Origin of the sequence: Oceanobacillus longus, from assembly GCF_042650085.1 — a bacterium.
GTDB classification, from domain to species: Bacteria; Bacillota; Bacilli; order Bacillales; family Amphibacillaceae; genus Oceanobacillus; species Oceanobacillus longus.
This window is the reverse complement of record NZ_JBHSAO010000001.1, coordinates 536837-551148: the sequence shown is the minus strand read 5'-3', so window position 1 is coordinate 551148 and position 14312 is coordinate 536837. Positions and strand designations below refer to the sequence as shown.

At 35.9% G+C, this 14312-nt stretch carries 18 protein-coding genes; 3 read left to right on the top strand and 15 right to left on the bottom strand.

Annotation, left to right across the window (positions count from 1 at the left end; genetic code table 11):
- Positions 1-4: 4 nt before the first annotated feature.
- The 3 genes from ACFOUV_RS02775 to gpr all read right to left on the bottom strand — a co-directional run bounded on the left by ACFOUV_RS02775 (position 5) and on the right by gpr (position 2695).
- Positions 5-304, bottom strand: a complete 300-nt coding sequence (locus ACFOUV_RS02775; protein ID WP_379495238.1) for a hypothetical protein — start codon at positions 302-304, stop codon at positions 5-7.
- A gap of 12 nt (positions 305-316) precedes the next feature.
- A complete protein-coding gene (gene spoIIP / locus ACFOUV_RS02770) occupies positions 317-1477 on the bottom strand; it encodes a stage II sporulation protein P (RefSeq protein ID WP_379495237.1) in 1161 nt (386 codons plus the stop codon).
- Between the two features lie 117 nt (positions 1478-1594).
- Positions 1595-2695 (bottom strand): GPR endopeptidase, encoded by a 1101-nt coding sequence (gene gpr, locus ACFOUV_RS02765; RefSeq protein WP_379495236.1) that lies wholly within the window; start codon positions 2693-2695, stop codon positions 1595-1597.
- Positions 2696-2921: 226 nt separating this feature from the next.
- Here gpr and rpsT point away from each other — a divergent pair, with 226 nt between their 5' ends.
- Positions 2922-3182 (top strand): 30S ribosomal protein S20, encoded by a 261-nt coding sequence (gene rpsT / locus ACFOUV_RS02760; protein WP_379495235.1) that lies wholly within the window; start codon positions 2922-2924, stop codon positions 3180-3182.
- Between the two features lie 45 nt (positions 3183-3227).
- Here rpsT and holA read toward each other — a convergent pair whose 3' ends face one another.
- A complete protein-coding gene (holA, locus tag ACFOUV_RS02755) occupies positions 3228-4247 on the bottom strand; it encodes a DNA polymerase III subunit delta (protein ID WP_379495234.1) in 1020 nt (339 codons plus the stop codon).
- Between the two features lie 321 nt (positions 4248-4568).
- On the opposite strand from holA, the gene ACFOUV_RS02750 reads away from it, so the two are divergent.
- Positions 4569-4703, top strand: coding sequence for a YqzM family protein (locus ACFOUV_RS02750; protein WP_379495233.1), 135 nt, complete (start codon positions 4569-4571; stop codon positions 4701-4703).
- Between the two features lie 125 nt (positions 4704-4828).
- Here ACFOUV_RS02750 and ACFOUV_RS02745 read toward each other — a convergent pair whose 3' ends face one another.
- The 11 genes from ACFOUV_RS02745 to ACFOUV_RS02695 all read right to left on the bottom strand — a co-directional run bounded on the left by ACFOUV_RS02745 (position 4829) and on the right by ACFOUV_RS02695 (position 13580).
- On the bottom strand, positions 4829-7117 hold the full coding sequence (locus ACFOUV_RS02745; RefSeq protein ID WP_379495232.1) for a DNA internalization-related competence protein ComEC/Rec2: 2289 nt from the start codon (positions 7115-7117) through the stop codon (positions 4829-4831).
- Positions 7118-7144: 27 nt separating this feature from the next.
- Positions 7145-7711, bottom strand: coding sequence for a ComE operon protein 2 (locus tag ACFOUV_RS02740; protein WP_379495231.1), 567 nt, complete (start codon positions 7709-7711; stop codon positions 7145-7147).
- Between the two features lie 84 nt (positions 7712-7795).
- Positions 7796-8386: a helix-hairpin-helix domain-containing protein gene (locus ACFOUV_RS02735; RefSeq protein ID WP_379495230.1), complete on the bottom strand. Its 591-nt coding sequence runs from the start codon at positions 8384-8386 to the stop codon at positions 7796-7798.
- A gap of 118 nt (positions 8387-8504) precedes the next feature.
- Positions 8505-9257: a class I SAM-dependent DNA methyltransferase gene (locus ACFOUV_RS02730; RefSeq protein ID WP_379495229.1), complete on the bottom strand. Its 753-nt coding sequence runs from the start codon at positions 9255-9257 to the stop codon at positions 8505-8507.
- A 3-nt stretch (positions 9258-9260) separates the two neighbouring features.
- Positions 9261-9617 carry a ribosome silencing factor gene (gene rsfS, locus ACFOUV_RS02725; protein WP_379495228.1) on the bottom strand — a complete coding sequence of 119 codons (357 nt, stop codon included), beginning with the start codon at positions 9615-9617 and terminating at the stop codon, positions 9261-9263.
- 4 nt (positions 9618-9621) lie between these two features.
- Positions 9622-10194: a bis(5'-nucleosyl)-tetraphosphatase (symmetrical) YqeK gene (yqeK, locus tag ACFOUV_RS02720; protein ID WP_379495227.1), complete on the bottom strand. Its 573-nt coding sequence runs from the start codon at positions 10192-10194 to the stop codon at positions 9622-9624.
- Complete coding sequence (locus ACFOUV_RS02715) at positions 10184-10750, bottom strand: nicotinate-nucleotide adenylyltransferase (protein ID WP_379495226.1); 567 nt, start codon at positions 10748-10750, stop codon at positions 10184-10186. The genes yqeK and ACFOUV_RS02715 overlap by 11 nt, the downstream gene beginning before the upstream one ends.
- A 58-nt stretch (positions 10751-10808) precedes the next feature.
- On the bottom strand, positions 10809-11102 hold the full coding sequence (yhbY, locus tag ACFOUV_RS02710) for a ribosome assembly RNA-binding protein YhbY (RefSeq protein WP_379495225.1): 294 nt from the start codon (positions 11100-11102) through the stop codon (positions 10809-10811).
- Between the two features lies 1 nt (position 11103).
- Entirely contained in the window at positions 11104-11949 is an 846-nt protein-coding gene (gene aroE, locus ACFOUV_RS02705) for a shikimate dehydrogenase (protein ID WP_379495224.1), read from the bottom strand.
- Between the two features lie 11 nt (positions 11950-11960).
- The gene (gene yqeH, locus ACFOUV_RS02700; RefSeq protein WP_379495223.1) at positions 11961-13061 is read right to left on the bottom strand and encodes a ribosome biogenesis GTPase YqeH; all 1101 of its coding nucleotides are present in this window, start codon (positions 13059-13061) and stop codon (positions 11961-11963) included.
- Between the two features lie 3 nt (positions 13062-13064).
- The gene (locus ACFOUV_RS02695) at positions 13065-13580 is read right to left on the bottom strand and encodes a YqeG family HAD IIIA-type phosphatase (RefSeq protein ID WP_379495222.1); all 516 of its coding nucleotides are present in this window, start codon (positions 13578-13580) and stop codon (positions 13065-13067) included.
- A gap of 398 nt (positions 13581-13978) precedes the next feature.
- Here ACFOUV_RS02695 and ACFOUV_RS02690 point away from each other — a divergent pair, with 398 nt between their 5' ends.
- Positions 13979-14125: a sporulation histidine kinase inhibitor Sda gene (locus ACFOUV_RS02690; protein ID WP_379495221.1), complete on the top strand. Its 147-nt coding sequence runs from the start codon at positions 13979-13981 to the stop codon at positions 14123-14125.
- Positions 14126-14312: the final 187 nt, after the last annotated feature.

The window sequence follows — 14312 nt, the reverse complement described above, 5'->3', positions numbered from 1 at the left end:
GTCTTTAAAAAAATAGTTGAGCAATTTGATACATTAGTGCCATTAAAATCTCAAAGAAACCTTTTACTCCGGCTTCCAATACAGATGCCGTTTTTTGTGTGTTTTGAATCGATGAAGTCTCATTCAATCCCGGTTGGCTGCTGACCGATACAATTTCTTTTTCTGCAACCGGGACCGGATCTTCCTGTATATTAGTTTCTTCATTCATTTCCAGCACCGAGGGTGAATCTTGATTCATTCCAAATACGGTTCCTGATAAAAAAAATACAGCCAACAACAGTAGAACAACAAATAATCGCATCAATTAAAATACCTCCTATGGATTTGCTTGTACAGCTTCTGCGTCCCAATAATATTCGCTGAAAATTTCTGCAAGTGCATCCGCAGAACGATAAAGTTCTTCCATGGTATTATCGACTCCACCAAATTCAATCAGTAAGGAATTTTCAGAGAGATCCTGATTGAATATCCCATTTGTTCGTGCACCCTGTTTAGGCAGCACACCTCTGCTTAATCCTGGGTATTTTTCTTCAATTAAATAATGAAGATCCGAAGCAAGCTTTAGATTCTTCTCATGACCGGCATGCTCAGCACCGACGACAAACATTACTTTTGCAAAGGATTTCCCATCGATTACTTTTGTCGTTTTATCTTTAGGAATAGAATCCCGATGGAGGTCAAACACAAATTGAATATCCTTATTCGCTGCAAAAGCTTCTTCCACGATATCTCTTGAAGCATTATACGATTTCCCGTAATCCCATCCTTTATCATTCAGTAATTTCCCAATATCCGTATCGTCCACATAAGTACCAATACCTTTTCGCTCTAAGGATTCTGCGAGTCTTTCACTTACCTTTGTAATGTTCATTTCCGAATGATGTGCTAAATCAGGATCTGATGTATCCGGTAAATATGGAAGAAATGATTCACGATTATGTGTATTGTAGATAAATACAACATCCCGCTCACCTGTCGTTTGTTGAATATCTTCTTGTGTATCTTCTATTGGTTCTTCCATTTCTTCATCCATAATTGCTTCACGATCTTTTAACACTTCCTCGAGTGGTGGGTTCGATTCTATAGGAAGGTTCGTATAGTTTGTTCCTTCACCAGCTATAAGAATCTGGCTATCATATATTGAAAAACCCGGGAGTTCATTTCCTAATAAGCTTCTAGGATCATTCGGTTTTAAGTTTGTCGCGATTTGGAACAGAACACCAGAGATTTCCGGTAATTGACGATCATCAGGAAAAGCTCCATTAAAGGATCTATTTTCCATTCCTAAAAGATTGTAGAATACAAATCCATCAATATCTCTAGTCCATTCCGTTATTAAATTGGATGAAAAGCGATAAGCCGGCTGGACGGTTGTAAGTAATCCAATAAATAAAAACAAAAGTACAATACTGAATAAATATAATCCGCCTCTTCGTGATAAAAACTGTACGTTGCTTTTTAGGTGTTTTTTATTCATAAAAATACATGATCCCACCTTTCTGCGGTCAACTCTTGTTTAAAATCTATGAGCCGAGCAGAGAAACTAGAACCATGTATGGTAAAAAAATAGAGCCTTTAATAGAGTTAAATACAGTTACCTGGAATAGGAAGCAAAATTATTCACGTTTATCTTTTCATGCAATGCAGCATTTACTCCATTAGCGATAAGATTTGCCATATCAATCATGAATCCATCCACTTCTTTTGGTGTAACCATCAAATTGTGTCCAATTGGTGTCAGAACTTCTGAAATCAGTTTCCTCTTTTCTTCTTCTGATAGCGATCCAACAATACCAAGAAAGGTTTCCCTTTTTTCTTTATCCGGAAGATCTGATTCGGTAAGCTTTTTATTTCCAAAAGACATTCCAGCTGGAGTTAATGATTTGGATGGTTTATCTTTCTCCTTCCATTCCCTTCCAAAATGCTTCAAAATAAAGTCAATCGAATCACTTGCGATCGTTACTGCATCCACAACAGTAGGTACACCAATTGCCAAAACAGGAACCCCCAAAGTTTCCTTACTGATTTCTTTACGCTTATTGCCAACACCGGAACCAGGGTGAATACCGGTATCTGAAAGTTGTATCGTTTCATTGATTCGTTCAATAGATCTAGATGCAAGTGCGTCTATTGCGATTACAAAATCAGGCTTATATTTTTCAGCTATTCCGAAAATAATATCACTTGTTTCTATACCTGTGACACCCATTACGCCTGGGGTTACTGCAGCAACCTGACGATATCCATCAGCAACGGTTTCCTGCTGTAATTTAAATAAGTGACTAGTAACAAGAACTTTTTCAATTGTCATTGGTCCCAGTGCATCTGGAGTAACATTCCAGTTGCCAAGTCCAACAATTAAACCTGTCCCGCCTGCAGGAATATTATTACGCGCTATTAAATCTTCGAGCTCTTTGGCAAGTACCTTGGCAGCGGCTTCTTGTCTGGATGTATCCTGTTTTTTCACGCCATCGGCATAGATTGTCACGTAAGACCCAGGCTTTTTCCCTATTGCTTCTGCGCCTTCTTCATCAATATCAACATAAGAAATCTTTATGTCATCTTCATTTCTTTCCTTGAAAGTTACTCCTTTTATTTCACTTTTTTTCTTCTCTTTTTTTGTTTCTGTATACATATCTCGTGCTTCCACAGCTAAGTCTGTTCGAACCTGAAATACTTTATTTAAGTCTTCCATATGCATGTCTTCCCTTCATTTGGTTATCAATAATAGAATTGACAATTTACCCAAAAACATACTAAATGATCAAATGGATAACAATTCTATTGAAAATATCTGCTACCTTTGGTAAAATACACTTTGTCCCACCTGAAAGTTGAATTAAAAATAACAGATAACTTTAAGAGGATAATTGAACATTATTAACTATTTAAATAACGTTCATTACTAGGAGGTGAAATACATGGCTAATATTAAATCAGCAATCAAACGTGTTGGTGTAAACGAAAAGAAACGTGTTGCTAACACTGCTCAGAAATCTGAAATGCGTTCAGAAATCAAACGTGTTGAGACCCTAGTTGAAGCTAATGACGTTGATAATGCTAAAGTTGCCTTACAAACGACAACAAAGCATATCGACAAAGCAGTTCAAAAAGGTTTGATCCACAAAAATGCAGGCGATCGTCAAAAATCCCGTCTTGCTAAAAAAGTAAGTTCTCTATAATAAAAAAAACGATCCAATTTAACTGGATCGTTTTTTTATGGCTTTTTATGAAGCTTGAATCAGATCATAGAGCAGGAGTTCAAACGCAAGTTCCTTTTCCATTCTTCCCTGTTTCATTACACTGTCAGCATCCGTGAGTTTACTGATAATATCCTCAAGTTTTCGAACAGTGAATTTTTTTTCGCGGCCTAGTGCTATTTTAATAACATATGGATGTCCTCCGATGCTCTTCTGCATCTGAAACTGACTATATCCTTTTTGTTTGAGCAGTTTCACTCGTAATATGGTGCGAAATTGAAACGCGAGCAAGCCTATCATAGCAATCGGTTCCTCTTTCATCTTTTCCAAATCTTTATAAATAGAAATAGCTTTGTGTAAGTCACGATCGATCACAGCATCCACCAGCCTTAACGATGAACTGTTTGAAGAATGGGATATAAGCTTTTCTGCTATTACTTTTGTTATAACACCATTTTCCCCAACATATAGCGCAAGTTTCGTCAATTCATTCTCCAATAAGTGAAGGTTGGACGATAATTCAGCTTCCAATATCTCATATACGTCAGGATCAATTTTTATTCGAAGTTGCCCTGCCAGTGTGTCCATCCATTTTTTTAATTCCTGCTCTTTAACTGCATTACATACTGCAACGGTTGCTTGTTTCTTAAGAAGTTTACTTATTTTTTTACGTTCGTCGATTTTGTCATAAGTAGCAATAAATACGAATACAGAATATTCTGCAGGTGCTTCAAGATATCTTTCTAAGGATGCAGTATCATGTTCAAAAGGCAGCTTGTCCGGTTTCGCTTTTAAAAAGCCTGGATTGTTGGCGATTATTAGTTTCTTGTCGCCAAAGAATGGGTATGTCTCTGCATCTGCAACAACTTCTTGAATAGGTGTTTCCTCTAGATCGTAAATAGAGAGATTATCTTCGTCTCCCGATAGTACTCGTTTCATTAATTCTTTTTTAATATTCTGCAGAAAAAAGGATTCAGAACCGTACGCAAGGTATACTGAATCAATTTGGTTCTTTTTGATATTATTCATTACTTCAATATAAGACATTCTTTTTCACTCCAACTATGTATACGTATAATGGTAAAGGGGAATGCCGCGAATGGCAAGAGATATTTTGAAGGGGAGAAAATCTTCTTGTTGAAATGCTCCCCTCCTTCATCTATATGAACGCCTGATACCCAGCTCTAGAAACTGTATATCAAACGATATTTTTACTTGTCTTTAGCTTATGCCGACACAGCAAAAGTATAGATGTTAACTCTTACTAAAAATGGGGATGAATAATAAAATTCATGTAGTATAAATTATAAAGTAGATTTTTTAAACAATTTAATTTATACTAAAGTTAGACATTAGGAGGGATTTATTGTGAACGAATTTGAAAAAGATGTACAGTATAAAGGTAACGATGTAGTCGATTCCATTAAAGGATTTGCTTTCTCATTTATTTTCTTCTTTTTAATTTTTACTATTGGTGCCGTTATCAGCGTTATAGGCCAATAGAAGAATCTGAAATCATTTATTTATGGACACCTTTCAGTAAAAGGGACTGGCTAATCAGTCTCTTTTTTTAATAGCTATAAATGTTCAAAATGCAACTGCTTTTAACTACCCTCTACATGAGTAGCTTATGGCAAATAGGTGTAAAATGTTCCTCCTTGCCCATTATAAATATATTGAACTGCTCCATTCTTGTCGGTTCGCAAAATCTCTATTTCCTCTTCCATCAGTGATTGAACAACCTCGACTGCAGGATGACCATAGGAATTATTTTCTCCAACAGAAATAAGCGCAAACTGCGGATTAGTTGCTTGCAAAAATGACTTGTCCGTGGATGTATTACTTCCGTGATGTGCAACTTTTAAAACATCGACAGATAAATTTGAATATGTTTCTACAATTTGTTTTTCCTCATTTTTCCCTATATCCCCAGTAAATAACCAGTATTTTCCACCCAATTGTGTATACAGAACAAGCGAATTTTCATTATTTGACAAACGATTATGTGAGGGTGCAAGGAAATGAAATTCCTGTCCACCAAGTAATAACGTATCATTTTGTTCAACCTGGACGATTTCAGTCAGTGAACTTCTTTTAGTTATTTCGTTTAATGTCTCTTCATCAAAATAATTACTTACCATTAATTTCTCCACTTTCATATCTTTCATCAAGTAACGTGCACTACCTATATGATCTATATCTTCATGTGTGAGTATTAATGCATCTAGCTCCGATATCCCTCTAGAATAAAAGTATGGTTTTAGAATCTGTTTATATACACTTTCTGTTTCTTCCATATCATCAAACGAGAACTTTGCTCCAGCATCAATCATTACTACGCCTTTACGGAATGGTAGTTCAATTAAAAATGCGTCACCTTGGCCAATATCTAGCATGGTGATTACACCTAACGGCGAAAAATAGGGTTTTGCGGCAATAGCTACGATCAAGAAGCAAAAAAGAATTCCAGATAAAAACGATTTTTTCAATCTTTTACGCTGCAAATCATTCATAAAAGTAAAAAATAATACAAAATACAATACTGTAGCAATCAATGGAAATGCGTCCATAAGTAGTGGAAAAGAAAAATTGCCGTCAATATATTCAATAAAAGATATGACCAATTTGTGAATAAAAGTAAATGTCATGTCAAGCGGACGCAAAAGAACACTTGGTAAGAAAGTCAATGGTAATAAGATATACATACAAGGAATTGCAAACACCGTAAAATAGGGTATTATGATTAGGTTGATGATAATGGATAGTGGTTGAAATATGGAGAAATAGGCTAGCTGGATTGGGATAATAACCATTTGGGATACGAAACTAATCTGGAGAACTTGCCAGAATGGGGATCTCACTTCGCTGATCCATTGTTTTGAAAGAAGAATTGCGAAAGTGACAATAAAAGATAATTGGAATCCAACATGATAGACAATATAGTTATCAAATAGGATTAAAACTAGAAAAACGATGCTAAGAACATCTGTATAACTAAATTTGAGTTTGTACTTATTCAAAAGAATAAAGATGACTACCATAACAGTTGCTCTCCAAACGGACGGCTCACCTCCGGCAAGTAATGCATAAACCGGCATTAAGAATACCATAAGCCACTGGGCATTTTCCTTTGTCATTACATTAAGTTTAATTAGGAAAAAGTAACTGAGTGCAATAATGAGTCCAATATTGGATCCAGAGATAGCGATAATATGTGTTAAGCTCCAACGTTGAAAAATTTCTTCCGTTTCGTCATCTATATTCGAATCTTCCCCAAAGACAATTGCGCTTAACCAGGATGCTGTAAAATCCGTTAACCTTTTATCCACGAGGGTTAGTAAATGCTCTCGTACTTTATAAAACCGATGAATAAAAGAAGATCCTTGACACGATATCTCATCTAAAGACTGCAAAACAACCTGATGCGTAATCCCTTTTGTCAATAAATAATGACGATAGTCAAATTGTCCGGGATTCTTGCTTTGTGCTGGCAATTCCGCTGTACCTTTTAACGTACATTCTGCTCCATGGTTTAAATGGTTTACCATTGATTTGTCAATATTCTTATCTGGGAAATAAAGGACAAGTATGTTTGATTCAGTATTGTTCTCTTTTACAACGAATTCCAATCGCTCCTCCGTTTTCGTAACAGGTCCTGAAATTTTCCCGTTATAAAGCGTTTCTTCAACAGGGAATTTATAATCTATTGTCTCGTGACTTTCTATTGAGGGTATGTAAAATGAGAAAAAAATAAAAGCGGTTAAGGAAACGATTATCGGCCATTTCCTTAACCGTTCATAAAAATATAAATAGAATATCCAGAGTAAAAAAACGAGGATGATCCAATCATTATTAAAATAAATTTTAATAATGGCTGCTCCGGCTGCTAACGCCGCAATATGCCAATAGCCTTTCAATTTTCCACTCACCTATTTCGATTAGTTTCATTTGTTTTTTAAAAGTTTTCTTGCTTCTTTTTTCATATGATGAACTTCCTGATCATTCTCTGTTATTGATTCCAGCTTAACAATCAGGTTATTAATCAAGGAATTTTTTTCCTGATAATTCACGTCTACCGCCAGATAATCCAATTTAACTTTCTTTGTTTTTACCCCTGCTTCCTCAAACAGTTGAATGGCATATTCATGGTTATGATAATCTTCTGCATAATAAACCGTACTTATGCCACTTTGAATCAGCTGCTTTGTACATTGCAGGCATGGGAAATGGGTCACGTATATATCCGCTTTATCGGTAGGTACTCCGAATTTTGCACATTGTAACAATGCATTTGCTTCTGCATGGACTGTGCGAACACAGTGTCCTTCAATGACATAGCAACCATCATCTGTACAGTGGATACTTCCGGATACACTGCCATTATATCCGCCTGCAATAATTCGTTTATCTCGAACGATGGTAGCACCAACCATCAGTCTTGTACATGTACTTCTCAGTGCCAGTAAATGGCTCTGTGCCATAAAATATTGATCCCAGGATATTCTTTCCATCTGTTAAAACTCCTTTTTACGTTGTTACTACTAGTTTACATTTCCTGTCGAAACTTCGTCAATCCTCACTTCAAAACGTATGTACTAAGGAATTTGTATCTCGTCCTTCATATTCTCTAATGTCTTCTCACCAATCCCTGATACTTGAAGTAAGTCTTCCAATGACTGGAAATTACCATTTTCCTCTCTGTATTGAATGATTGCCTGAGCTTTTGTAGGACCAATTCCCGGAAGAGCTTCTATTTCAGCAGGTGTTGCATAATTAATCTTCACTTTCCCATTACTATTAGTTAAAGTTTCTCCAGCAGGCACATCTGCCTCAGTTGTTGGTACAATGATAATCATTTCATCTTGGACTTTTTGTGCAAGGTTAACCTGTGACTGATCTGCATCGGCAGTAAATCCCCCAGCCATTAAAATGATATCATTTATTCTCGAATCCAGTTTTATTTCATATACACCTGGTTTCAAAACAGCACCTTTTACATCAATTATCGCCATATTACTATTCTGACTTGATTCAGATTTTTGCTCCAATAGGTTTTCTGATGGTGTAACAGCATGAAGATCAGTTTGAAAATGCTCACTTTCTTTTTCCCTTGTAAAAACAAGGAAAAGAAGAATCACTAACGAAGCAACTATAAAAAAAGAGGATTTTTTCAGGAGTTCGAACAATAGTAGACACCTCCCTCCAAAATAAGATTCTGGAAATTTAACATAGAGGGTTTTACTTATAGTTATTCGACATCATTTATGAAACTCCTGCACACAAAAAAAGATCGGGAAATATGAATTATCCCGATCTTTTTTCAGCTAAAAAGAAAATCCTCTCCGCATTTTCATCTATATCATTTTCTTTCAATGAAAAGTCTGCATATACTTTTAAATTTTCAAAGCCCGCATTCATTAAAAGTTTTTTATAAAACGCAACAGGATAAGTTTTCTGGTGGTGAAATTCATCGAATCTCATGTACTTCTCATCAACGCGTGAAAAAAATGTCAGATCATGAAACATCTCACCAGGCTCCTCCCCTTCCGTACAGAACCAGATATAGGAAGCATCTTCTGTCACATCCGCAAATGTTTGATTGATGTATTGTTCTTCAACCTGATAAAGGGAATGAATATCAAAGATAAAAAGACCACCAACTCTTAATGAGTCAGCAATATTTTGAAACGTCTTCTTCAAATCATCAGGGGCGGTAATATAATTTATTACATCACAATAGCTAATTGCAGCATCATATTGACTTAGACCTTCAAGCGTGATTAAATCTTGATGTAACCACTGTATCGAAAGATTTTTCATACTTGCTTTATGCTCTGCATACGTCAACATTTCTGTAGAGTAGTCCACTCCAGTCATATGATAGCCGGATTGTGCTAATCTGGTTGTTATCTCACCAGTACCACAACCAAGATCAGCTATTTTGGTAACGGTTTTACCTGAATCTTTAATTAGTTTTTCTGTAAAATTTATCCATTCCCCATACGGTGCATTCAACATTAATTGATCGTACAGGTATGCCATTTGCTGGTATGCCATTTATTAACCTTCCTGTCCCAATTGCAATGGTACTCGGGCAGCGTCTCCCCATAATCTTTCCAAATTATAGTAGTGACGTTCATCCTTGTGGAAAATATGACAGACGATATCCCCGATATCAACTAATATCCAACGTGCTTGCTCAAACCCTTCAACTCTTCTAACATCTACTTCATTCTCATGCATGGATTCTTGAATTCCTCTTGCGATAGCCTGTACTTGTCGTTCTGTATTACCATGGCAAATTAAAAAATAATCGGCTACAAGTGAAACTTGATTCATATCCAATGCGACTATATCTTCTGCTCTTTTATCATCACAAGCTTCTGCAATTATTTCTACTAATTCTTTATTTTTCATATAATTAAACCCCTCCGTTAATTTGATTTGTTAAGTCATTATATGCATAAAAACTGTCTGGATAGATGGTTGCATTTTTTTTCATAAGATGGCTAATCGTATTTTTGGATGCCATCCAGCATGCTTTCGTTAAATCCTGTTGCGCCATTTCCCTTACTTCTTCAACTCCAGGGAATTTCCTCCCAGGTTCAATATAATCGGCAAGAAAAATTATTTTTTCCAATTTACTCATATTTGCTCTTCCTGTTGTATGAAAATGAATTGCATCCTGTATCTCTGTATCCGCGATTCCATGTTCCCATTCAACTAACAGTGAGCCAACAGGTCCGTGCCATAATTCAGAATGGTACCCGAGAAGATCTTTCGGCAAAGATGATTTCTTTATCCAATGTTCCATTTCTCTTAATGGGCGATACTTCGCATAATCATGAAATACTGCTGCAAGTTCTGCTTTAGAAATGGAACCATTATACACCCCTGCAAGATGTACAGCTGTCTCTGCAACACGAAGCGTGTGCCTGAATCTTGCCTCTGTTAAATGGGGTTTCACTTTTTCAATAGCTAATTCAATTTTCATATAAATTGTTCTCCTTGATATAGGAAATAACTGCATCAGGTACGATATATTTAACAGACCTTTTGGACCTGAGCCATCTTCTCAACATAGAAGATGAAATATCAATAATTGGAACATCAACTTCCGTTATTGGGTACTTCGTCTTCAGCTGATAACCGGCACGTTTTACACCTATAAAGTTTACGACTGAGAAAAGTTCGTCCACTTTGTACCAATTTGGTAAATATTCAACCATGTCTGCACCAATTATAAAATAAAAGTCCTTATCAGGAAATTTCTGTTTTAGAATTTTCATGGTGTCTAAAGTATATGATTTACCTGGACGTTCTATTTCAATTGTATTCACTTTAAAAAAAGAATTGCTATCTGTCGCCAAACGCAACATATTTATTCGATCAGATGCATTCGACTTTGCAGCATTTTTATGTGGTGGTGTATAGGTAGGAATAAACCATACTTCCTGCAACTCCATAACCAGTCTGACCTCTTCCGCAATCAATAAGTGACCTAAATGAGGTGGGTCAAACGTTCCACCTAATATTCCAATCCGCTCCATTATAAACCCCTCTTACTAACATTGATGGTTAACTACTGTTTCGATTGATTGTTTTCATTTATGAAGGTAGTTGCAGTTTTTTATTTTCCTTCGATTCCTTGTATAATACGATATTACTCCCAATAATTTGTACAATATCCGATTTCGTACCTTCCGATAACTGCTCCGCTACTGTATCTTTGTCTTCCATACAGTTTTGTAGAATACTTACTTTGAGTAGCTCTCTTTTCTCTAAAGCTTCGGATATTTGTTCTACCATATTATCATTCACACCCGTTTTTCCAACTTGAAAAATCGGCTTTAAATGATGTGCTTCAGATCTTAAGAATCCTTTTTGTTTACCTGTTAACATATTATCTTCCTTCCAATATATCTTTTAATTTTGTATCCATATCACCAATGTTTATTTTCTTATTTGTCCAAATTTCAAAAGCATATTGACCTTGGTATAATAGCATTGTATGTCCCTGATGAATCATCGCACCCTTCTTAGCAGAGTCTCTTAGGAATTTTGTGAGAACGGGCTGATAAACGATATCACTGACAATTGTATTTAATTTTATATTGTTTGACGAAATAATTGCCTGCTCTTGATTAGGCTTCATCCCAACAGACGTTGTTTGTATAATCAATTCATAACTTCCTGCATTTTTCTCGGCTTCTTCCAATGAGAGTATTTCCGTACGTCTTGGTGAATGAGCCATCTCAATAATTCCCTCTGCAGTGGCCTTTGTTCGATTCGCTATATCTATATTTGAAAATTCATATTGATCAAGCGCATAATAAATTGCTCTTGCCGCTCCCCCAGCTCCGATTACTAAGACACGATTCTCTTTATTATTGAAAAGATTGGGATATTTACTTTCCAATGAACGTACGTAACCGACCCCATCTGTATTGTAACCAATCCATTTACCATTTTTATAAGCAACAGTATTTACGGCTCCCATTTTCCTTGCAGTGTCATCCAATATATCCAGAAACGGAATAATCGCCTGCTTATAAGGAACTGTAACATTAAAACCGTCAATTTGTTCATTTTTCAGCCGCTTTATATTTTCCTCAAAAGAGTCCTCCGGCTTAAATTCATCTATCTTGTATGTCCCCTGCAAATTAGATCTCTCAAGAAATTGTTCGTGAATCCAAGGAGAAAGGGAATGCGTTATCGGATATCCAATAAGTTTAAAATGAAATCCCATATGAATCCTCCTTATAATAATGAGTTGCGGATGGAGACCGCAACTCCTTTTGGACTATGTGCTGTGACAGTTGTATTTTCTCCGGATATACTTACCCAGCCTAGACCAGGAAATACAATATCTGTTTTTCCTCCATTTAATTTAAATGTACTAGAGACTAACTTCGGTAAATGTTCCATCGTTTTCTCATTAGGTGGAGAAAGAAGTTCCCCCACATGATTTTCATATAATTCATCAGCTTTATCCAACTTCGTACGATGTATAGGCAACTCATTTGAGAAATAGCAAACAAATGACTGCCTGTCCCCTTTTACAAAATCTATACGGGCTAAACCACCGAAATACAGCGTCTGCTGGTTATTAAGCTGATATACTCTGGCTTTAATTTCTTTCTTTGGTGTTATAACTTTCAAGTCTTCTTCGGAAATGTAATGAGCCATTTGCTGCTTGTTAACAATTCCTGGAGTATCAATTAATGATGTCTCTTCATCCAGTGGTATCTCAATAAAACCTAAAGTAGTACCAGGGAAATAGGAAGTAGTGATCACTTCCCCTAATCCAGTCGATTGTTTAATCAATCGATTAATAAACGTTGACTTTCCTACATTTGTTGTCCCTACGACATATACGTCCTTATTATCTCTATCGTTTTCAATTTCATGGGTAAGTTCTTCAATGCCAGTTCCCTTCACGGAAGAAATCAGAAAAACGTTCTTTACTTTAATGCCAGCTTGTTTTGCCTCAGAGCGTAGCCATTGTTCCAATCTGTTACGATTTGTAGACTTAGGTAAAAGATCAAGTTTATTACCGACGAGTATAATCGGATTGTCTCCCGTAATTCTTGGAAGACTTTTAATCAAACTTCCGTTCACATCAAAAATATCGATAACATGTACGACAAGGCCGTTTGCTCCCCTTATCGAACTAACCATTTGAAGAAAATCGTCATCCGTAATTGAAACGTCTTGTATCTCATTGTAATGTTTTAGTCGAAAACATCTCTTACACAATAAGTTTTCTTTCTCCAATGATGAAGAAGGTGTAAACCCAGCCGCTTCCGGATCTTTCGTCTGAATACCCACTCCGCAACCTTGGCAATATAAATTTTCCAAAATCTATTCCTCCCAGCTTATCTTCCCTTTACGTCTAAAATAGTTCAAAATTCTACGTTCGATTTTCCGGTTAAACTTCGTTATTTTTCCATCTGTCTGAACGATGGGAACAACAAGGATGGTGTACAAATCGGCTAAATTCCCACCCAGCACATCTGTGAGCAATTGATCACCAATTACTACAACTTCTTCCTTCTTTAAACCCATTTCATTAGCAACCGTTTTAAAAGCCTTACTTAAAGGTTTTCGCGCACTGAAAACAAATGGTGTGCCCAATGGTTCTGAAAAGACTTCCACCCGCTCTTGATTATTGTTTGAAATGATCGTCACTTTTATATCATGATCCTTCATTAACTTAAACCATTGGATAACCTCAGGAGTAGCATCCTTAACATCCCAGGCTACGAGAGTATTGTCCAGGTCAGTGATAATCCCCTTAATGCCTCTGTTCTTTAATGTTGCCGGTTGGATGTCGAACACACTCTTTACATGTTCGTTTGGCAAAAAATACGTTAACATTTATTACACCTCAATACCTTTAATTCGCATCATTTAATATACAATATCTCATTATAACCTAATCCTATAATAACTTACTACAGTTTTACAGTGAAAACCGTTAGTTGTCTATTTTTATCAAACAAATTACATCTATATGTGTAAAAACATATCGAAATTACCGAATAATCAATAAAAACAGAAAAAATCGTTCGACAAATTCTATGCTTTTTCTCATTGTGGATAACTTTATTAACATCGGAAAGGGTTTATAAATGGTATTTGCGTCTTAAATCAACATGCTTATACACAAGTTATCTACAAGATGATGTAGATAACTTGCGTCTTGTCCTACCCATGTAAACATGTTAAGTTATTACTAACTTCAAGTCAGAATAATTATTTAGGAGGGCTGTATTATGGAAAATTTATCAGATGAATTATTGCTGGAGTCCTATTATACAGCATGTGAATTAAGCTTAAGCCCTGATTTCATTTCTCTTTTTGAAGAAGAGATTCATAAAAGATCTTTATCTCATAAAATTAAGCAATCAAAATTTGGTTAGAAGGTATAAACATCCAACTCCCTCATTTTCATTATACTCCATAATACATGGTATTTGATTAGGAATCTATAAGCTGAGTACCCCTATCTAATTTGATAGGGGTGTTTTGTTTTATCGACCAAATTAATTGTGTTAAACTGTTCTTAAAGTATATTATTACATAGTAAAGAACTCGATTGATTGTTTA